The sequence below is a fragment of the Streptomyces sp. NPDC098101 genome, from assembly GCF_044760185.1.
Lineage (GTDB): Bacteria > Actinomycetota > Actinomycetes > Streptomycetales > Streptomycetaceae > Streptomyces.
In genome coordinates this window covers 792,668-812,915 of sequence record NZ_JBIWAS010000001.1, presented here as the reverse complement: position 1 = coordinate 812,915, position 20,248 = coordinate 792,668, and the positions used below count along the sequence as shown (strand labels likewise).

General features: G+C 74.6%; 13 protein-coding genes. 4 read left to right on the top strand and 9 right to left on the bottom strand.

Translation table 11 applies throughout. The annotated features are described in order from the left end of the window. Window positions 1–125 precede the first annotated feature (125 nt). Window positions 126–1,349: a mannosyltransferase family protein gene (locus tag ACIQVI_RS03275; protein WP_403590386.1), complete on the top strand. Its 1,224-nt coding sequence runs from the start codon at window positions 126–128 to the stop codon at window positions 1,347–1,349. Here the strand turns inward: ACIQVI_RS03275 and ACIQVI_RS03270 are convergent. The 5 genes from ACIQVI_RS03270 to ACIQVI_RS03250 are packed head-to-tail and all read right to left on the bottom strand — an operon-like array spanning window position 1,324 to window position 6,080. Then, window positions 1,324–2,025: an HAD family hydrolase gene (locus ACIQVI_RS03270; RefSeq protein WP_403590383.1), complete on the bottom strand. Its 702-nt coding sequence runs from the start codon at window positions 2,023–2,025 to the stop codon at window positions 1,324–1,326. The two genes, ACIQVI_RS03275 and ACIQVI_RS03270, sit on opposite strands and share 26 nt — an antisense overlap. After that, window positions 2,018–3,109, bottom strand: a complete 1,092-nt coding sequence (locus tag ACIQVI_RS03265) for an ABC transporter ATP-binding protein (RefSeq protein WP_403590380.1) — start codon at window positions 3,107–3,109, stop codon at window positions 2,018–2,020. The genes ACIQVI_RS03270 and ACIQVI_RS03265 overlap by 8 nt, the downstream gene beginning before the upstream one ends. A gap of 6 nt (window positions 3,110–3,115) precedes the next feature. Then, on the bottom strand, window positions 3,116–4,039 hold the full coding sequence (locus tag ACIQVI_RS03260) for an ABC transporter permease (RefSeq protein ID WP_403590377.1): 924 nt from the start codon (window positions 4,037–4,039) through the stop codon (window positions 3,116–3,118). Beyond that, the gene (locus ACIQVI_RS03255) at window positions 4,027–4,962 is read right to left on the bottom strand and encodes an ABC transporter permease (protein ID WP_403590374.1); all 936 of its coding nucleotides are present in this window, start codon (window positions 4,960–4,962) and stop codon (window positions 4,027–4,029) included. The genes ACIQVI_RS03260 and ACIQVI_RS03255 overlap by 13 nt, the downstream gene beginning before the upstream one ends. Beyond that, a complete protein-coding gene (locus ACIQVI_RS03250) occupies window positions 4,962–6,080 on the bottom strand; it encodes an ABC transporter substrate-binding protein (RefSeq protein ID WP_403592229.1) in 1,119 nt (372 codons plus the stop codon). Before ACIQVI_RS03250 ends, ACIQVI_RS03255 begins: the two co-directional genes overlap by 1 nt. A 295-nt stretch (window positions 6,081–6,375) precedes the next feature. On the opposite strand from ACIQVI_RS03250, the gene ACIQVI_RS03245 reads away from it, so the two are divergent. Then, a complete protein-coding gene (locus tag ACIQVI_RS03245) occupies window positions 6,376–7,125 on the top strand; it encodes a GntR family transcriptional regulator (RefSeq protein WP_403590371.1) in 750 nt (249 codons plus the stop codon). Window positions 7,126–7,133: 8 nt separating this feature from the next. Here the strand turns inward: ACIQVI_RS03245 and ACIQVI_RS03240 are convergent, their stop codons facing one another. Together ACIQVI_RS03240 and ACIQVI_RS03235 are read right to left on the bottom strand one after the other, a co-directional pair. Then, window positions 7,134–11,957 carry a DNA repair ATPase gene (locus ACIQVI_RS03240; RefSeq protein ID WP_403590368.1) on the bottom strand — a complete coding sequence of 1,608 codons (4,824 nt, stop codon included), beginning with the start codon at window positions 11,955–11,957 and terminating at the stop codon, window positions 7,134–7,136. 98 nt (window positions 11,958–12,055) lie between these two features. Further along, window positions 12,056–14,107, bottom strand: a complete 2,052-nt coding sequence (locus ACIQVI_RS03235; protein WP_403590365.1) for a flotillin family protein — start codon at window positions 14,105–14,107, stop codon at window positions 12,056–12,058. A 609-nt stretch (window positions 14,108–14,716) separates the two neighbouring features. Here ACIQVI_RS03235 and ACIQVI_RS03230 point away from each other — a divergent pair. Continuing rightward, complete coding sequence (locus ACIQVI_RS03230) at window positions 14,717–15,763, top strand: PucR family transcriptional regulator (protein ID WP_403590362.1); 1,047 nt, start codon at window positions 14,717–14,719, stop codon at window positions 15,761–15,763. Between the two features lie 36 nt (window positions 15,764–15,799). Here ACIQVI_RS03230 and ACIQVI_RS03225 read toward each other — a convergent pair whose 3' ends face one another. After that, window positions 15,800–17,755 (bottom strand): NAD-binding protein, encoded by a 1,956-nt coding sequence (locus tag ACIQVI_RS03225; RefSeq protein ID WP_403590359.1) that lies wholly within the window; start codon window positions 17,753–17,755, stop codon window positions 15,800–15,802. A 331-nt stretch (window positions 17,756–18,086) separates the two neighbouring features. Here ACIQVI_RS03225 and ACIQVI_RS03220 point away from each other — a divergent pair, with 331 nt between their 5' ends. Beyond that, window positions 18,087–19,148, top strand: a complete 1,062-nt coding sequence (locus tag ACIQVI_RS03220) for a BTAD domain-containing putative transcriptional regulator (RefSeq protein WP_403590356.1) — start codon at window positions 18,087–18,089, stop codon at window positions 19,146–19,148. Between the two features lie 19 nt (window positions 19,149–19,167). Here the strand turns inward: ACIQVI_RS03220 and ACIQVI_RS03215 are convergent, their stop codons facing one another. Next, window positions 19,168–20,202 (bottom strand): alpha/beta hydrolase-fold protein, encoded by a 1,035-nt coding sequence (locus ACIQVI_RS03215; protein WP_351973295.1) that lies wholly within the window; start codon window positions 20,200–20,202, stop codon window positions 19,168–19,170. Between the last annotated feature and the right edge of the window lie 46 nt (window positions 20,203–20,248).

Below are 20,248 nucleotides of genomic sequence, written 5' to 3'. Positions count from 1 at the left end.
GCCCCCGCCCCCTCGCCTTCCCTTCCCCCTTTCTCGCGCGCTCGTACCCGCTCACCCCCGTGCCGCCCTCGCCGCCCCACGGGTGTGACCGTGCGTACCCATGCCCTCACGGAGAGACCTCACCCATGCCGATTTCGGCACCGCCCTCCCCCCGGCGCGCCCCCGTACGGGGCGCCTCCGCCGTGCGCCCGGTCCCCCCGGAAGTCCCCTCCCGGGCCGCGCCGCCCCGGCTCCGCCCCGCCGACCGCGAGGTCCTGTGGCTGTACCTGATGACGCGGGTGGCCGTGTGGACGACCGCGTACTGCACCCGCTGGCTGTTCCCGGCGTCCGGTGACGCCCGGGTGCCCGCGCCGGTCCTCTCGTCCTTCGAGCACTGGGACTGGGGGCACTTCCTGAACATAGCCAGGGACGGCTACTTCCCCGGAGGGCCGGGCCCCGGGGACAACCGGGAGGCGTTCTTCCCCGGACTCCCCCTGGTCCTGCGCGCCGTGCACGTCCTCGTGCCGCACTGGACCGTCGCCGGGCTCCTCGTCTCCCTCGTCGCCGGGGCCGTCGCCGCCGTGGCCCTCGCCCGGATCGCCGAGCTCCACCTGCCCGGTTCCGGCGCGGGCCGCCGCGCCGCCCTGTTCCTCCTGCTGTCGCCCTGCGCGGTCTTCCTGGCCGCCGGGTACAGCGAGGCCCTCTTCCTGGCCCTCGCCCTGCCGGCCTGGCTCGCGGCCCGGCGGCAGCGGTGGCTCCTCGCCTCGGTGCTCGCCGCCGGCGCCACCACCGTCCGCGTCAGCGGCCTCTTCCTCGCCGCCGCGCTCGTCGTCCTCTTCCTGACGACGCGGCGGGACGAGGGGGCGGGCCGGAAGCGCGATGCCGCCTGGCTCGTCCTCCCCGGGCTGCCCGCGCTCCTCTACTTCCGCTACCTGTACGGGCGGACCGGCGACCCCATGGCGTGGAAGCACGCGCAGGAGCGCGGCTGGTACCGCCACTTCCGCGCCCCCTGGGAGGCCTGGTCGCAGACCTGGCACGAGGCCTTCGACCGTACCCAGGCCACCGGTTACGCGGCCCAGTTCCAGGCTGACCTGCTCGCCATGACCCTCGGTGTGGTGCTGCTCGCCGTCCTCGTCGTGCGGCGCCGCTGGCCGGAGGCCGTGTACGTGGCGCTGACGCTGTGGGCGCTCGGCACCTCGTACTGGTACATGTCCGTGGCCCGCAGCACCCTCCTGTGGTGGCCGCTGTGGGTCGGGCTCGCGGTCTGGAGCGTGCGCCGGCGGTGGGTCGCGCTCGCGTACCTCTGTCTGGTCGCGCCGCTGAGCACCGTCCTGGCGATCACGTTCATGTCGGGACGCTGGGCGGGCTGACGGCCGGGGAGCGGCCGTGCCGCACGTGGTCGCGCAGGGTGGCGAGGGAGACCTCCTCCAGGCTCTCCGCGAAGACCCGCCCCGGTCCCGGCTCCACCGGGAGCAGGGAGGGGACGACCAGGACGACGCAGCCCGCCGCGTCGGCCGAGGCGGTTCCGTCCGGCGAGTCCTCGACGGCCACGCAGGATCCGACCGGAACTCCCAGGCGGTGGGCGGCCGTTCGGTACGGGTCGGGGTGCGGCTTCGTCCGGGCGGTGTCGTCGGCCGAGAGGGTGAAGGCGAACGGGACGCGGGCGAGCGCGCCGCCGGTCACCGCGTCGACCACCGACCGGGGAGAGGCGCTGACCAGAGCGAACGGCACGCCTGCGGCCTCCAGTTCGGCGAGCAGCCGTCCGGCGCCCGGGCGCAGCGGGGCGCCCGCGTCGACGCGCCGCCGGAACGCGGTGGTGAGCGCGGAGGCGACCCCGGCCGTGCCCGACGTGCCCGACGTGCCCGTGGCCCGTACGAGGTGGGCGGCGGTGTCCTCGACGGCGCGGCCGACGACCTCGGGGGCGTCGGCGGCCGTCAGGCGGTGGCCGAGCCGGGCGGCGACCTCCTCGACGGCGTCCCACCAGAGGGTCTCGGTGTCGACGAGGGTGCCGTCCATGTCGAAGAGGACCGCGGCGAGTTCACTCACCGGCCGTCTCCCGGGCCACGACGAGGGCCGGGTGGTGGACCACGCCGAGGGCGACGCGTACGTCCGGGGCGAGCGCGCCGGCGTCCCGCGACGGCAGGTCGGCCTTGACCGGCGCGCCGGCGCGGTCGAGGTGGACGCGGGTGACCGGGCCGAGGAAGGAGGTGGAGACCACCGTCGCGTCGCCGTCGGGGGCCTCGGTCACGGTGAGGTTCTCGGGGCGGACGAGGACGTCGACCCCGGGTCCTTTCGGCGCCTCGCCGTCGACGGGCAGCCGGACGCCCGCGACCTCCACGAGCCCGGGGCCCGCGAGGCGGCCCGGCAGCCGGTTCATGGTGCCGATGAACGAGGCGACGAACGCGGTCGCGGGGCGCCGGTACAACTCGGCCGGGGTCGCGCACTGTTCGAGGCGTCCGGCGTTGAGGACGGCGACGCGGTCCGCCATGGACAGCGCCTCCTCCTGGTCGTGGGTGACGAAGACCGTGGTGATGCCGAGGTCGAGCTGGAGCCGCCGGATCTCCTCGCGGAGGCTGAGGCGGACCTTGGCGTCGAGCGCGGAGAGCGGTTCGTCCAGGAGCAGGACGCGGGGGCGCAGGGCGAGGGCGCGGGCCAGGGCCACGCGCTGCTGCTGGCCGCCCGACATCTGGTGCGGGTAGCGGTCGCCGTGCTGCGGCAGGCCCACCAGGTCGAGGAGTTCGGCGGCGCGGGCGTGCCGCTCGGCCGCCCCGGCCTTCCGTACGCGCAGGCCGAAGGCGACGTTGTCGCGGGCGGTGAGGTGGGGGAAGAGGCTGTACGACTGGAAGACCATCCCGGCGTCGCGGCGGTTGGCCGGGACGTGGGTGATGTCGGCGCCGTCGACGAGGACCTCGCCCGCGTCGGGCCGCTCGAAGCCGGCGAGGACGCGCAGGGCGGTGGTCTTGCCGCAGCCCGACGGGCCGAGGAGGGCGAGGAGTTCGCCCGGTTCCACGGTCAGGTCGAGTCCGTCGAGGGCGGTGGTGGGGCCGAACGAGCGGCGCAGGCCGCGGAATTCGACGCGGGCGCCGGTGACGGGGGCGGTCCCCGTCCGTTCCGCTGTTGCTGAGGTCATGGCGGGTCAGGACTCCTTGGGGGCGGTACGGCGAGCGGGGCGGGGGCCGGTCGGCGCCGTTCCCGCCCGGGACAGGACGAGCAGCAGGACCCAGGTGACGAGCAGGCTGAGCAGGGAGACGGCCACCGACATCCGGGCCTGGGCGCCGGAGACGGAGACGATCCACACCGCGAACGGCCGGAAGCCGAGCAGCGAGGCGACGGTGAACTCGCCGAGCACCAGGGCCAGGGTGAGGAACGCGGCACCCGCGAGCGAGGGCCGCAGGTTGGGCAGGATCACGCGGACCAGTACGTACGTCCGGCCCGCCCCGCAGTTGCGGGCGGCCTCGACGAGGGTCGGGACGTCGACGGCGCGCAGTCCGGCGTCGAGGGAGCGGTACACGAACGGCAGGGCCATGACGGTGTACGCGAGGACCAGGACGACGGGGAAGTCCTCGTTCTGGACGGCGAGGAACGTCTGGTAGAGCGGGGTCCGCGCGAGGTGGTCGGGGCCCCAGCGCAGGACCGTGGTGATGCCGGTGACCAGGGCGATCGGCGGCACCACGAGCGGCAGGGTGCACAGCACCTCGATCACCGGGCGCAGCCGGGGCGCGCCGAGCCGCACGGCCACCAGGGCGGGCACGGCGAGCAGCAGGGACAGCGCGATCGTGGCGGCGGCGAGGCCGAGGGAGAGCGTCAGGCTGCTCAGGAAGCCCTCGGCGCCGAGGAGTTCGGTGTACGCGGCGAAGGAGACGCCCTGGCCGGGGGTGTGGACCGTGAACACGAACGAGGCGATCAGCGGGACCAGGAAGTACGCGCCGCCGAGGCCGAGGACGAGTCCGCGCCACACCCGGGGGCGGGGGCGGGCGTTCCGTGCGGGAGCGGCGGGCCGGGCCGTCCGCGCCCCGGTGTCCGGCGCGGTGTCCGGTGCGGTGGGGGTCATCGCAGCCATCGGGCGCTCCTGCGCTGGAGGGGGAGGTAGAGGGCCATGACGAGTCCGGCGACGAGGACCATGTCGAGGCCGAGGGCGAGGGCGACGTTCTCCTGGCCGACCAGGACGTTCCCGGAGAGCGCGTCGGCGATCTTCAGGGTGACCAGGGGGACGGAGCCGCCGACGAGCGCGGCGGCCGTCGCGTGGGCGGCGAAGGCGCTGCCGAAGAGCAGGACGAACCCGCCGAGCAGCGAGGGCGCGAGGACCGGGAGGCCGACGTGGCGCCAGTACTGCCACCCGCCGGCACCCGCGTTCCGCGCGGCCTCGCGCCACTGGGGCCGCAGGCCGTCGAGGGCGGGGGCGATGACCAGGACCATCAGCGGGATCAGGAAGTACAGGTAGACGACGGTGAGGCCGGTGAACGAGTACAGGTTCCAGCCGAGGGAGGTGAGGTCGGCCAGCTGGGTGACGACGCCGGAGATGCCGAGGGTCGCGATGAACGCGAACGCGAGCGGAACGCCGCCGAAGTTGGCGAGGACGCCGGAGGCGGTGAGGACCGCTCCGCGCAGGGCCCGGGAGCGGGAGGTGACGACGGCCTGGGCGATGAGGACGCCGAGGACGGAGCCGAGGAGCGCGGTGAGGGCGGAGAGCTGCACGCTGCCGATCAGGGAGCCGAGGTAGGGGCCCTGGAGGGAGCGGGCCAGGTGCTCGCCGGTCGGGGCGGTGGCTCCGGTGGCCGGGTCGGTGCGGGTCACGGCCCCGTACAGCAGGGCGCCGAGCGGGAGCCCGAAGCACAGGGCGGTGAAGGCGATCAGCGGGAGGGCGGCGAGCCAGGGGCGGGGGCCGCGCCGCCGGCGGCGCGGGCCGCCGGCGGCTCCCGTGGCGGGAGCGGCCTCCGTCGTGGAGGCGGTTCCCGTGGTGGGGGTGGAGGAGGCGGAGGACATCAGGAGACGGCCTTGTCCCACTTCTCGGCGAGGGTGGCCTTGGCCTTGTCGAGTTCGGCGGAGGCCGGGAAGGAGGGGGTGCCCTCGACCTTCGGCAGCTTGGCGACGAACGTCTTGTCGGCGGTGCCGTCGGCGGTCATGGCCGGGAGCAGGACGGGGCGGGCGTACCCCTTGAGCCAGAGGTTCTGGCCCTCGGCGCCGTAGAGGAACTCCATCCACAGGCGGGCGGCCGCCGGGTGCGGGGCGTCCTTGTTGATCGCCTGGGAGTAGTACTGGGCGTAGACGCCGTCGGTGGGGACGGCGACCTTCCAGTCGACGCCCTTGGACCGGAACTGGTCGGCGTAGCCGGCGTTGAGGTAGTCCCAGTCGATGCTGATGGGCGTCTCGCCCTTCTCGACGGTGGCCGGGGTGGACTCGACGGGGATGAAGTTGCCGCGCTTCTTCAGCTCGCCGAAGAAGTCGATGCCGGGCTGGATGTCGGCGAAGGAGCCCTTGTTGGCGAGGGCGGCCGCGTAGACGCCGCCGAAGGCCGAGCCGGACTTGGTCGGGTTGCCGTTGAGGGCGACCTTGCCCTTGTACTCGGGCTTGAGGAGGTCGGCGAAGGTCGTCGGGCAGTTCGGGATCCGCTTGGCGTCGCAGCCGATGGAGACGTAGCCGCCGTAGTCGTTGTACCAGCGGCCGGCCTCGTCCTTCTGGCCCGCCGGGATCTTGTCCCAGGCCGCGACCTTGTACGGGGCGAAGAGGCCCTCCTCAGCGCCGCTGCGGGCGAAGGCGATGCCCAGGTCGAGGACGTCGGGGGCGCGCTTCTGGCCCTTGCGGGACTTGACGGCGGCGATCTCGTCGGCGCTGGAGGCGTCCGGGTTCTCGCTCTCGACCTCGATCCCGTACTTCGTCTCGAAGGCCTTGATCAGCTCGCCGTAGTTGGCCCAGTCCGGCGGCAGCGCGATGACGTGGAGCGCGCCCTCCTTCTTGGCCGCCGCGACGAGGGCGTCCAGGCCGCCGAAGTCCTCGGCGGAGGCCGCGGTGGCGGCCTTCGCGCCGTCGCCCTTCGCTCCGGCCTCGCCCTCGGGGGCGGCGCCGCAGGCGGTGACGGTGGTGAGGACGACGGCGCCGAGCAGGACGGCGGCACCGCGGACGGGGGTTCTGCGCACGGGTTCTCCCAGGAGCGAGGCGGAAACTTGTCTGGACAAGACGCCCCCAGTTCGCCCGGACGTCCTGTCCGGCGGGTGAACGGCGCGTGACGGGTCCCCCACGCCTTCCGGAAGAGCCGGTGGTGGACAATCGCAGGTGGGAGCGGTGGAGTTGGGATGCTCCGGCGGGGCCTTCCCCCGCCCTTGCCTCGGGTTAGGGTGGGCGGGGAACAGCGCGCGCCGTGACCGGGTGTGCGCGGTCACGTGCGAGAAGGGGGACGCCGTGCCGGTGCTCTACGTGGAGATCGCCGAGGGACTCCGCCGCTCGATCCTCAGCGGCGAGTACCCCGTCGGCGCCCGTCTGCCGTCCGAGAGCGACCTCGCCGTCCGCTGGTCCGCCTCGCGCGGCACCGTGCGCCAGGCCGTCGCCCTCCTCACCTCGGAGGGGCTGATCGGCTCCCGCCAGGGCGCCCGCCGCATCGTGCTCCGCCGCGAGCGCCGGCACAGCTTCGCCGAGTTGCACAGCTTCGCCCAGTGGGCGCGGGCCATGGGCTACCGGGCGACGAGCCGCTTCCTGCACCGCGAGCGGCGCCCCGCCACCCCGGAGGAGGCGCGCCGGCTGGTCCTGCCGGAGGGGGCCGGGGTCCTGGACGTGCTGCGGCTGCGGTACCTGGACGGGGAGCCGGTGATGGTGGAGCGCACCGCGTACGCGGCCTGGGTCGCCCCCGCCGTGGAGGCGCTGCCGGTCGACTGCGCCTCGATCATGGACAGCATGGCGGAGGAGGCCGGGATCGTCGCCCACTACGGCGAGCACCTGATCGACGCCGTGCCCGCGGGCAGCGACGACGCCCGGCTGCTCCGCGTGCGCCGGGGCAGCCCCCTCCTGCGCCAGCGCCACCTCACCAGCAATCCGGACGGCCGTCCCATCGAGTGGACCGAGGACCGCTACCGGGCGGGGAGCGTCACCTTCAACGTGAGCAATTCCGTCGGTACGGCCCCGCTGGTCCGGGACCCGGGCGCGCTCCTCATGTGAGGCCCCCCTCAGCCGTGGCGCGGGGCCCGCAGCAGGTTCCTCGGGTCCGCCGCCCGGTCGATCGCGGACTCGACGGCGGCGACCCGGTCGGCGAGCAGCCCGAGGGCGGCGACCGCGCGGGCGAGGGGGTCGTCCTCGGAGCCGCCGAGCGCCCGCGCGCGGACGTACGCGGCGCTCACCTCGGCCCAGCGCGCGGCCTGTTCGGGGGTGAGCGTGCCCCGGAGTTCGGCGAGGCGGAGGAGGTTGGCCTCGGCCTCGGTGGTGAGGGTCTGGGCCTCGGCGGTGTAGTGGTCGTCGATCACGGCGGCCAGCTCGGCGTCGTTCATGGCGGGCGAGATCCGGGCCGCGATCTTGTTCATGGTGCGGTAGGAGCCCTGGAGCCGGAACGGCGGCGCGGTGCGGGCCGCGTCGCTGCGGGCGGCGGAGGCGATGTACTCCTCGTTGACGGCGAGGACCGTCTCGCGGGCCGTGAGGAGCCGGCCGAGGACGGCGAGGATCCGCTCCAGCTCGGCCGGGGCGTACGGGTGGACGAGCCGGTCGCGGCGCGCGGTCGGGTCGCCGGACGCGATCCGGACGAGCAGCTCCAGGTCGGCCCGGTCGCGTCCGGCGAGCGGGGCGAGGGCCGGGTGGGAGGTGAGGGCGTTCTCGACGAAGCTGAGCGCGAAGACGTCCTCCTTGCCGGTCAGGACGTCGCCGAGGTTCCACACGTCGGCCCGGTTGGCGAGCATGTCGGGCACCCGGAAGGCCTGCCCGGACTCGGTGTACGGGTTGCCGGCCATGCAGACGGCGAAGCGCTTGCCCCGCAGGTCGTGCCCGTTCAGGGTGCGGGTGGCGTCGCAGAGCGGGATGAACTTCTGGAGGAACTCCGGCGAGGTGTGCTGGATGTCGTCCACGTACAGCAGGACGTTGTTGGCGGCGGACAGCGCGAAGGCGATCTTCTCCAGCTCCCGGCGGGCGGTGGCGTCGGGCGCCTCGGCGGGGTCGAGGGAGGTGGTGCGCTGCCCGAGGGCCGGTCCGTCGACCTTGACGAGGAGCAGGCCGAGGCGGTCCGCGACGTACTCGATCAGGGTGGTCTTGCCGTAGCCGGGCGGGGAGAGGAGCAGCAGCAGGCCGTGGGAGTCGCTGCGCTTGGCGTCCCCGGCGGCGCCGAGCTGCTTGGCGAGGTTGTCGCCGACGAGCGGCAGGTAGACCTCGTCCACGAGCCGGTTGCGGACGAAGGAGGACATGACCCGGGGGCGGTACTCGTCCACGCGGAGCCGGGCCCGCTCGGCCGCGACCAGCCGCGTCCTGCGCTCCTGGTAGGCGCGGAAGGCGGGCACGTCGCCGGTGGCGAACTCCCGTGTCCTGGTGAGGAACTCGTCCAGCCGCAGGTCGAGCGAGCGGTTCCGTACGCGGGGGTGGGCGCCCAGGAGTCCGGTGACCGTCGCGGTGGTCGGGGCGTCGACCTCGTACCGTGCGAGTCCGGGGCAGAGTTCGACGGCGACGGCCTCGGTGAGCGCTCCCCCGTCGAGCACGTCCCCGTCGAGCGGTTCGCCGGAGGCGGAGGCGTAGGCGGTGAGCCAGGCCTCGACCAGCTGGCGCCGCGCGCCGAGGTCCGCGAGCCCGGCGAGGGCGTCGTCGTACGCGGAACCGCCCACGGTGCGGCGGAACTTGTCGAGCAGGGTGCGGGAAGCCGCCGAGACGGCGAAGCCGGACGGGGCGGCGGCGAGTTCCTCGATCAGGTACTCGGCGGCCACCGGGTCCCCGATCTCCCCGGCCAGTTCGTCGCGCAGCCCGTCGACGGCCGACGCGGCGCCGAAGAGGTCGCGGGCGCGGGTCAGCGAGACCGCCCGCCGGGTCCACTGCTCGCGGGCCTCGTCGTCGGCGGTGTGGGCCCAGAAGAGCTGGGCGGCGGCCCGCGCCGCCGCCGGGTAGCGCAGCGGTCCGGCCCCCTCGCGGAGGGCGAGCAGCGTCTCCAGGATCGCCGCCGCGTCGTGGTCGTGGACCCCGCGCTCGTACCCCTCGTCGTAGGCGGCCCCGGCGGCGGACCGGGTCAGCGCGGGCAGGTCGGCGTCCGCGAGGCCGCCCGCGCCGTGCTCCGCGAGCAGCCGGGCGGCCAGGTGCTCGGCCCGGTAGACGGCGGGCGACTCGGAGGGCAGGGTCCGGTCCCAGAACGGGCGGGTGGCGGCGAAGTCCGGGTCGGTGACGGGCGTGCGGTGGTCGGTCCCGGTGAGGGCGAGGGCGAGGGTGTCCCCGTACGGCACGAGGGTCAGTTCGGGCGCCTGCCGGTTGACGGCGAACCGGTGGCGGCCGAGGCGGAGGGTGTCGCCGCCGTCGGAGAACAGCTCGGTGCGGTCGCGCAGCGCGCGCCCGGCCTCCTGGCGGGCGGCGCCGAGCCGCCCCTCCAGCTCCTCGGCCCGTACCTGGTCGCCGAGTTCGCGCAGTTCGGCGGCGGTGCGCCGGACCTTGGCGACCATCGGGTCGGAGGCGAAGTACGTGTGCACCTCGTCCGGTCCGGTCAGGGTGGCGGCCCGGCGGGCGATCGTCTCCAGGACGCGGTCGGCCGATCCGGCGAGGCGCTCGGCGCGGCGGGCGCGGGCGTCCTGGAGGGACTGCTTGCGGGCGGTGAAGGCGTCGTGGATCTCGGTGCGCCGCTCGGCGATGTCGTCGAGGAAGCCGTCGTGCTCGGCGAAGCGGGACTCCAGGTTCTCCAGCTGGAGGAGCAGGAGGCCGAGCTGGTCGTCGCAGTGGTCGGGGGTGTCGGCGGCGGCGAGCGCGCCCGTGACGGCCTGGCCGAGCAGGGCGAACTCGGCGGCGAACTCCGCCCGGCCCTCCCGGTCGAGGAGTTCGGCGCGGCGGGCGGCGAGGACGGCGCGGGCGCGGTTGAGGACGCCCAGGACGTCGGCGACCCGGCCCAGGATCGCGGTGCGGACGGTGGCGTCGCCGATGTCGAGCCCGGCGATGATCTCGCTGAGGGTCCGCAGGCCGGTGGTGCGGCCGTCGATCAGCTCCGCGACCGGGCCCGTCTCCGCGACGGTGGCGACCTCCCCGGCCTCGGCGGCGAGCCGCTCCGCCTCGGCGTGCGGGCCGGCGAAGGCGTCCTCGCCCCGGAGGAAGGCGACGGCCCGCCGGCCGGCCGCGGCGATGTCGGACTCGACGTCCGCCGCGAGGGCGTCGACGGCGTCCACGTCGGCGTACCGCATCTCCTTCAGGGTGATCAAGTGACCCTGGGTCTGCCGGAGTTCGGTGATGCGGGAGATCCACTCCTCCGCCGTGGCGGGCGCCTCGCCGCGGACGCGCCGGACGAGCCGGGCGATCCGCTCGGTGGCCCCGGCGAGGGCGTCGGCGGCCTGCCGGGTGAGGGTGGTGACGGTGGCGAACTCGTCGAGGACCTGCCCGGCGGTGGCCCGGAGTTCGGTCAGCGGGGTGCGCAGGTCCCCGGTCTCCGGGTCGCCCAGCCAGTGGTGGACGTCGGCGGCCCGCTCGCAGGCGGCGACGAGCGCCTCGTACACCTCGCCGGCGGGGGTGAGTTCGGTGGCCTGCCGGGCGATCGACAGGCAGTCGGAGACGCCCCGGACGAGGTCCGCGTTGCCGATGCGGGCCAGCGGGTCGTCGCTCACGGGAGCCACGTGCGTGTCGGAGACGTACGGCGTCTTCCAGACCTGCACGGGGTGGACCCGGCCGGGCTCGCCGGACTCGCCGCGCAGGACGACCATCGTCCCGTCGTCGAGCAGCGCGTGTCCCCGGCAGGCGAGCGGGGTGGCGATCTCCTTGCGGATCAGGTTGTACGGCAGGAGGAGGCCCCGGCCCTCGGCCTCGGCGTGGAAGGCGAAGAGGAGGTCCTCGCCGTTGGGCGAGCGGACCGCCCGGTCGAAGGCGAGGCCGGAGGTGTCGGTGTCGAAGGTCTTCACGGCCCCGGAGGAGAGGCAGTAGCCGCCGGGGAAGACGACGCCCTCGTCGTCGGGCAGCCGCAGACAGGCCTGCCCGATGCCGTCGAGCCGGACGACGCTCCCGGTCAGCGCGTTGAAGACGAGGTACCGGACGGCGTCTTCCTTGTACGGGCGGACCCGGATCAGGGTCAGGGCGCCGACGACGGCGTGGGCGACCTCGGCGTCGGCGAGGGACTGCAGCGGCTCGTCGACCGGCTCCGTGTGGATGCCGTCGGCGGTCTCGGGGTCGTTCTCCGTCTTGACGGTGAGCGCCCCGCCGGTCGTGGAGACGTAGAGGCGTCCGCCGAGCGAGATGTGCGGGTGGCGCCCGGAGACGTGGTCGTCCCGGGTGCTCTCCGTCCAGTCGAGGTCGTGCGCGGGCGGGAGGACGTGGTCGCGCTCGCCCCGGGCGTCGAGGAAGCGCGCCCCGCCGGACGGTTCGAGGGCCCAGCGCAGCACCCGCAGGTCGTCGGCCTTCTCCCCGGTCCGGAAGACGGCGAGGAGCCGGTCCTCCACGCGCCGCAGCCGGAGCAGTCGAGCGCCCCGGAAGTAGCGGTGCAGCGCGGCGAACTCGCGGAGGAAGCCGGGGTCGTCCAGGAGGCCGGGGACCGCGTCCCCGGGGAGCTGGTTCAGGTCCCGGTCGTGCAGGGTGAGGACGTCGGCCACCGCCGGTCCCTCGCCGCCCGTGGCGACCGCGCGGCCGCCGAAGAGCAGGACGCCGTCCCCGACGGCGGCGACGTCGAGGAGCGTCCCGGGGCGTTCGGTGCGGACCCGGTCGGTGCCGGTGAGGGCGAGTCCGCCGGAGCCGAAGGCGGCGGTACGGGCGGTGTTGAGCGCCTCGGCGCGCCGGGCCAGTTCCCCGGCCTGCGCGGTGAGGCGGTCGCGGAGCACCGCGTACGTGTCCTGGTCGATTCCGCCGCTCATTCCTGTGCTCCCTTGTACCGTAGTGACTGCGGGTCCGGTGCCGGCCACTCCCCCGTTCGCCGGCACCGGACCCGTGCTGACCACCCCCCCGTGGGCGGTCAGTCCTTGGCCGCGCCGTTCAGCGCGGCGGTCTCGACCGGCGCGGACGGCGTCGGCAGGTGGCCGTCGAGCGCGCCGGACTTCATGAGCTTCGCGAGCAGCGCCGAGACGCTGAGGTCGCGCACGTCGGAGCTGGAGAGCGAGCCGAGCACATTCGTCAGGTCCTCGGTGAAGGGCTGCGAGCCGTCCAGCCACGGGCCCGCGAGGGCCTGCGCGGTCCGCGAGCTGCCGACGAAGCCGTCGACGGACTTGCCGAGCGAGACGGACTGCACGAGCCGGTCGAGGAAGACGGACTCGCCCCCGACGATGTTGATGTCGGCGTTCTCCAGGCCGGTGGCGAGGACGGTGGCCTGCGCCTCCGCGACCTGCCGCTGCACGTCGAGGCCGGCGAGCCGGACCTCCTTCTCGGCCTCCAGGCGGAGGCGGTACTCCTCGTGGGTGCGGGACGCCTCGTCGAGGGCGGCCATCGCCGCCGCCTTCTCGGTCAGGCCCGCGGCCTCGGCCTTCAGCTTCTCGCCGATCGCGGTGGCCTCGGCGAGGGCCTTCTCGCGGGCGCCCTCGGCCTCCGCGAGCGCCTTCTCCCGGGCACCGGCGGCCTCGGCGCGCAGCCGGGCCTCGGTGGCCTCGGCCTCCGCGCGGCCCGCCTTCTCGATGACGTCGGCCTCCTTGTCCCGGACCTGGACCGCCGCGAGCCCCTCGGCTGCGGCCTCGGCCTGGACGCCCTCGGCGAGACGGATCTTGGCGCGGGCGTCCATGTCGGCGGCCTTGTTGCGGGCCTCGGCGAGGGTGAGTTCCTCGGCGGCCCGGTGCACGGCGGCCTGCTCGGCGGCCTCCGCGGCCTTGATGTCCTTGACCAGCCGCTCCTGGGCCTCGGCCTCGGCGGCGATGACGATCGCCTGACGGTTGCGCTCGGCCTCCTCGACCGCCCGCAGCCGCTTGATGGACTCCTCCTGCTCGGCGACCGTGCGGTCCACCGCGACCCGCTCGCGGATCACCTCGGCGATGTCCCGGCGCTCCGCCTCGACCTCCTTCTCGGCGGAGATGCGGGTCAGTTCGGTCTCCCGGTCGCGGGCGATGACCTCCAGGAGGCGGTCCTTCTCGATCCGCTCGTTCTCGACGGCGATGACCCGCTCGCGGTTCTTCTGCGCGACCGCGACCTCGCGGGCCTGGTTCTCGCGCTGGACGCCGAGCTGCTCCTCGGTCTTCAGGAAGGCGCTCTGCGCCCGCAGCCGCTCCTCCTCCACCACCCGGGCGGTCTCGGCCTCCTCGCGGGCCCGTACGGTGTCGATCTCGCGCTTCTGCTTGATCTCGGCGTCGGCCTGGCGCCGCTCCAGCTCCAGGATGGCCTCGCGGGCGTCGACGTTCTGCCGGGTGATCTCCTTCTGCTCGTGCTGGCGGAACTCGTTGGTGCGCACGTTCTCGGCGGCGGTCAGCTCGGTGATCTTGCGGATGCCCTGGGCGTCGAGGATGTTGCCGGGGTCGAGCTGGCCCAGCGGTGTCTGCTCCAGGTAGTCGATGGCCGCGTCCTCCAGGCTGTAGCCGTTGAGGTCGATGCCGATGATCTCGATGATCCGGAAGCGCAGTTCCTCGCGCTTGGTGTAGAGGTCGGTGAAGTCGAGCTGCTTGCCGACGGTCTTGAGGGCCTCGGAGAACTTGGCGTTGAACAGCTCCTGGAGGGTGTCCTTGTCGCTGGCGCGGGCGGTGCCGATGGCCTGGGCGACCCGGATGACGTCCTCGGCGGTCTTGTTGACGCGGACGAAGAAGGAGATCCGGATGTCGGCGCGGATGTTGTCCCGGCAGATCAGGCCGTCGCGGCCGGTGCGGGAGATCTCGATGGTCTTGACCGAGATGTCCATGACCTCGGCCTTGTGCAGCACGGGCAGGACGACCTGTCCGGTGAAGGTGACGTCGACCTTCCGCATCTTCGAGACGATCAGCGCCTTGCCCTGTTCCACCTTGCGGAACAGTCTGCCGACCACGAGGACGAGAACGAGGACGAAGAGCAGGACGACGGCGACGAGCACGCCGATGCCCAGGGTGATGGCATCCATGGAAAACCCCGTGTGTAGGAAGGAGAGGGGAGAGCAGGGCGGCGTCGCGTCCGCGCCGCGGGCCGGTGGGGGGCCGCGACGGGGCCGCCCCGCGCGGGCGCTGTCGCCCGCCGGCCGTGGAGGAGCCGTGCCCGGGGACCGGAGTCCTCCCGGGACGGCTACGGTTCGTCGGGGAAGAGCTTCGCCGTGCGCCGCGCGAGGCCGCGGCACGCCGGCGCGACCGGGAGACGGTCGCCGGACGGGAAGCGGAAGCCGGCCGGAAAGCGTTCGTGGGCCGGGAAACCGGCACGGACGAGGAGATCGGTACGGACCGGGGAACCGGCACCGGACGGGAAGCGGGCACCGGTCGGGGACTCACTCATCGTGTTTCCCTCCCCCTCGGTGCGCGGCTGTCGTTGCCCGTCCACGGCGTCCCGCCGGTGGACGTGCTCTCCGTGGAACCATCGTGGCATGGCCATCTACTTGTTCGCATTGCCGGTTTCCGGCAATCTTGACGCATCCTTGATGCCGGTGGCCGCCCCTGGGCGGTGCCCGGCCGCGACCGGGCCGGTGCGTCGAGGGGGTTCGAGTGAGGCAGAAGGGGCGGGGAGTCCGATGGTGGAACGGGTGATGTCCGAGGAGTATCTGGAGGGGTACGCGGAGATCCTGGCGGGGGCCTCGGCGACGGGCCGGCGGCTGACCCGCGACGAGCTGGAGACGCTGCGGGACCGCGGCGAGCGGGCCGCCGAGGCGGGGGTCGGGCTGCGCGCCCTGATACGGGCGCACCTCTCGGCCGCCGGGGAGCTGCGGACGGACCTGCCGCGCGCCTCCGTCGACCACCTCCTCGCCGCCGTCGAGCAGGCGGTGGACGCCTTCGCGGAGGGGCACGAGCGGGCGGGGCTCCTGGCCGTGCGTCAGGAGGAGGCGTCACGACGCGAGTTCATCGACGACCTGCTGTACGGGCGGAGCGACCTGGGGCGCCTCGCCCAGCGCGCCGAGCGCTTCGGCCTGCTGCTCGCCCACGCGCACGCGGTGGCCGTGGCGCAGGGCAGGGAGCCGTACGAGGACGGGGCGTCCGTCACCCGGACCGTCGAGACGGCCCTCACGGCCCGGTTCGGCCGGCGGCGCATCCTGATCACCACGAAGGAGGGACGCCTCGTCTGCGTCGCCCCGGCGGACCAGCAGGAGGTGCTGTCCTTCTTCGCGAAGCAGGCGTACGCGGCGACCGACGGCGGCCAGGTCGCCCTCGGGCGCGCCCACTCGGGGCCGGGCGGTGTCGTCCACTCGTACGAGGAGGCCCTGAACGCGCTCGACCTGGCGGCCCGGCTCGACCTGAACGACCCGGTCCTGCGCGCCGCCGACCTGCTCGTCTATCCGGTCCTCACCCGTGACCGCCAGGCCATGGCCGACCTGGTGGTCAGCGTCCTGGGCCCGCTCCAGGAGGCGCGGGGCGGCGCCCGGCCGCTGATCGACACGCTCTCGGCGTACTTCGACACCGGCTGCGTCGCCGCCGAGACGGCCCGGCGGCTCTCCCTGAGCGTCCGGGCCGTGACCTACCGGCTCGACCGCGTCCACCGCCTCACGGGCGCCGACCCCGGCGACCCGGCCCAGCGCTACACCCTCCAGACCGCCGTCATCGGCGCCCGCCTGCTGGGCTGGCCGGGTCAGGAGCTGTGACGGCGGCTCCCGGGCCCGGGTCCGGGAGCGGCGGGTTCACCGCCCCCGGTCGGCGGACGTGCGGGAGCGTTCGAGGAGTTCGGCGAGGCCGGCGCGGGTCGCCGCGATGACGACGCGGTCCTCGGGGCGCAGGACGTAGCCGGAGTGGAGGTCCCACAGGAGGCCCGGCGGGGCGTCGGGGTCGTGGGCGGCGGTGAGGTCGGGGCGGCGGGCCTGGGGGGCGGTGGTGTCGAGGGCGAGGACGCGCCAGGCGCCGGGCCGGAAGGCCTCCTGGACCGTGCGCCCCTCCCACTGCGGCTGCCCGGCGACGTCGAGCGCGGCGAAGAGCAGCACCCGGCGTTCGACGGGGATGGCGCCGAGGATCTGGCGGCCCATCATGGCGGTGGCGAAGGCGGGCGCGGCCAGGGTGGACACGCTGCGGCTGCGGGTGAGGGCCTCGGGGTGGGCGGCGCGCAGGGTGCGGTAGACGGCGGTGGCGAAGTCGTCGTCGTACAGGCGCAGGGCGACGAGCAGCTCCGGGGCGAGTGTGCGCGCGTACAGCGCGGCCTCCAGGTTGGTGGTGTCGGCGCTGGTGAGGGCGAGGAGCGCGTGCGCGCGGTGCACCTTGGCCGCTTCCAGGACGCCCTCCTGGGTGACGTCGCCGAGGACGACGGGGACGCGCAGGCTCCGGGCGAGCGCGACGCCCCGGGCGTCGGGGTCGTCCTCCACGCACACCACCGGGATGTCGAGCTCGCGGAGCCGGGCCAGGACACGGGTGCCGATCTTGCCGAGACCGAGCAGGACGACGTGCCCGGCGAGTCCGCGCGGCGGCCGGCGCAGCGCGGCGGCGCTGCGGTAGGCGCCGAACGCCTCCAGGGCACCGGCGACGAGCAGGGGCAGCAGGGCGAGGCCGACGAAACCGGTGAGGAGCTGGAGGATCTGGCGGGGGGCGGAGTCGTCGACGGCGGGTTCGGCGATCGCGAACAGGTCGAGCAGGGTGATGTAGACGGCGTGCAGCGGGGAGTCGTCGGTGATGACCGAGGAGACGACGGCCAGGACGGTGACGGCCGCGACGACGCCCGCGAGGGCCCAGCGCAGCCGGCGCGAGAGGAGTTCCTTGAGCGAGGCCCCCCGGCTCGTGCGCCTGCGGGGCGTGACCGGCTCGTGGGTGACGGCCTCCAGGACGATGGTGCCGCGCCCGGTGGCGGCCCGTACGGCGGCGTCGTCGGGGAGCAGCTGGGGGGCGTGCGGGCCGCTGCGGTCGGAGCCCTCGGCGCCGGCCGGGTCGCTGGTGGTGGAGGACAGCAGGGCGAGGGTCGCGAGGCCGGGCGCGGCCACGTCCCCGGGGCGGCCGGGCAGCCGCTCGGCGGCGCGCAGCAGCAGTCCGTCGGCCTGGACGATCTTGCGGGTCCCGGCGACGGCGGTGGCGGCGAGCGCCGGGGCGGTGGTGTCGGCGTCGGAGAGGACGATCGTCGAGGCGTCGTGCCGGCCCCGGTCGTTCTCGGGGAGCGTGAGGTCGGTGGCCTGGTCGAGCAGTTCGGCCATGCGCCGGCCGAGGTTGCGGTTGTACATCCTGAGGACCAGCCGGATCCTCGGGTTGAGGCGCCGGGCGAGGAACGCGGCCCGCATGTTGGCCTCGTCGTCCTCGTAGAGGAGGGCGAGGGCCGAGGCCCGTGCCACGCCGACCTCCGACAGGGTCCGGTCGTCGGGCAGGGCGGCGGTCACCTCCCGCACCCCCGCGCCCGGCGCGGCCTCCACGACCTCGCCCGGCGGTCCGCCGGGCCGCCCGACCGCCGCGCTCATCCGGCCGAACAGCGCCGAGGCCCGGGAGAGGCTCGTCGGTTGGCTCGCCGCTCCCTCGAAACCGAGCGGCGGCGGTACGACCAGGGTGACGGACTGCCGGTACACGTCGGCGAGTTCGGCGGCGATCCGGTGCGCGAGCGCGTCGTCCCCGCACACGACCATGTGCCCGCCGGTGTGCAGCCGCCCGTTCGCCTGAGGCACTACGGTCATGGTTCCCCCCTCGGATGCCAGGGTCCGGAACCGGCGCCGTTCCCGACGGCCCCTCATGATCGCTCCGGCGCGGGCCGGTCCATGGTGCCACGCGGCGGTACGGGGGTTCACTGCCGGATCCCGGAAGTCTTCCCGGCCGCCGGCTGCCGCCTCCCGCTCCCCCGCGCGGGCGGGGCCCTCCGGGCCCGGCCGCGCGTGTCACTCCGGATCGTTCCGGATGCCCCGCGCGGCGCTCCCGCGGCTACCTTGTCGACCGCGTCCGCCGGGCCGGCCGGTTCGCGGACCGCAGTCCGTAACTACCGGGTTGGGATTCGCAGTTCGGGGAGCAGTGTTGTCGACGACCGCCACCACGGACCGGCCGACGGCCGCCGTGCTCGGGCCCCGGGAGCGCGAGGTGCTCTCCGCGGTCGGCTGCGGCCTGCGGGACGACGAGATCGCCGCCGCCCTCGCCGTGCCGGAGGACGCCGTGGCCGAACACCTCGCGCGGATCCTGGTGAAGCTCGGTCTGCGCGACCGGGCCGCCGCCATCGTCCACGCCTTCGACTGCGGTCTGGCCGTCCCCGGCCGCGGCCCCCGCGCCCGGCGGGCGGAGCGGGTGCCGGGGGCCGCCGTCCGCCGGGCGGCCGGACCGGAGGTGCGGATCTCCGTGCTCGGGCCGGTGCGGGCGTGGCGGGACGGGCGGCCGCTGCCCCTGGGCCACCTCCGCCAGCAGGCCGTCCTGGCGGCGCTGGCGCTGAGCGCGGGGCGGACGGTCAGCCGACGGGTGCTGCTCGACGGGGTGTGGGGGACGGAACCGCCGGTCGCGAACGTGGTGCCGGTGTACGTCTACCGGCTGCGCAAGGCCCTGTGTGCCGGGGACGGCCCGGACCGGGTCATCGAGTACGACCGGCGCGGCTACCGGCTGGCCCCCGGCGCGGTGGACGTGGACGCGGCGCGCCTGGAGGAGCTGATCGCCCGCGTCGGGGCGGCGGAGCGGGCGGACGCCCCGGACGAGGTGGTCCGCCTGTGCTCCCTGGCCCTCGGGCTGTTCCGGGGGGAGCCCCTGGAGGGCCTGCCCGGTCCGCTGGCCGAGCTGGAGCGGCTGCGGCTCGGCGAGCGCAGGACCGCCGTCGTCCAGCGGAAGCTGGAGTGCCAGCTGCGCCTGGGGCAGTACTCCGAGACGATCGCCGAGCTGTTCGCCCTGTCGGCGGCCCGCCCCCTGGACGAGCCGGTGGCGGCGATGCTGATGCGCGCGCTGCACCGGACGGGCCGGCAGGCCGACGCGCTGGCCGTGTTCGACGGCGTCCGCCGCCGGCTCGCCGAGGAGCTGGGGGTTCCGCCGAGCCCGCTGCTGCGGCGGACGCACCGGAGGATCCTGCGCGGGGACGAGGCCGGTCCCGTCACCGGGCGGTGACGGGACCGGCCCGTACGGGTCAGGAGGCGAAGGACCGCTCCAGACGGGGGATCAGGTCCCGGAGGTCCTCCTCCCAGCAGCCCGCGTTGTGGTTGCCGTCGCACCGGGTGCCCCAGCCGGAGCCGTCGCCGTAGTTGACGTAGTAGTACGGCATTCCGAGGGCGTCCAGCCGGGCCTTGACGTTCTTGGCCGCGCCCGCGACCCAGAACTCCAGGGTGCCGATCGAACCGCCGCCGTCACCCGTGTAGATGGAGATCCCGATCCCGGCGAGCTTGTCCATGTGCTGCTGCGGGTCCACCTGGTTCCACCGCCAGTCGGCGTTGAACACCGGGTAGGGCGAGCCGAACGCGGCGTCGCTGTCCACGCCCGGCTTGTACGGCGAGTCGTTCGGGTCGCAGAACCCGGACGCCGAGGCGCAGACCGCGCCCTGGGCGTCGATGAGGGAGGCGACGACCGCGAACCGCAGGTCCATGGACCTGGCCGACAGGTCGATGTCTCCCGACAGGGACGCGGTCTGGCTGAACAGGTCGGGCCGGACCTGGGCGTAGTGGAAGGCGCCGAACCCGCCCATGGAGACCCCGGCGACGGCCCTGCCCTTCTTGGTGGCGACCGTTCGCAGGTTGGCGTCGATGAACGGGATGACCTGCTTGAGGTGGAAGTTCTCCCAGTTCTGGGCGCCGGCCGCGGTCTTCTGGTTGAGCCAGTTGGCGTACCAGCCCCGGGCGCCGCCGTCCGGAATGACGGTGATCATCCGATCGGACATGCGCAGCGCCGGATAGTTCTGCCCGACCGGGTCGTCGGGCGAGCCGTGCAGGAAGTAGAGCACGGGGTAGCGCCGGGTCGGGTCGTCGTAGTACCCGCTCGGCAGGATGATCTTGATGTGCTGCTCGCCGGCCACCTCGGGCGTGGTGACCGTGAGGTGGAAGTCGCGGGCGGTGCCCACGGGCGGGGCGGCCTGGGTGAGGCCGAACCCGTCCTCCAGCTTCGGCGGGACGGTGGGCTCGGCGGCCCGCGCCGTCCCCGCCGGGGCGAGGACGGCCACGGCCGCGACCATCCACGCCACGGCGGTCCTCCACCAGTGCGACGCCCTGTGCGACGTC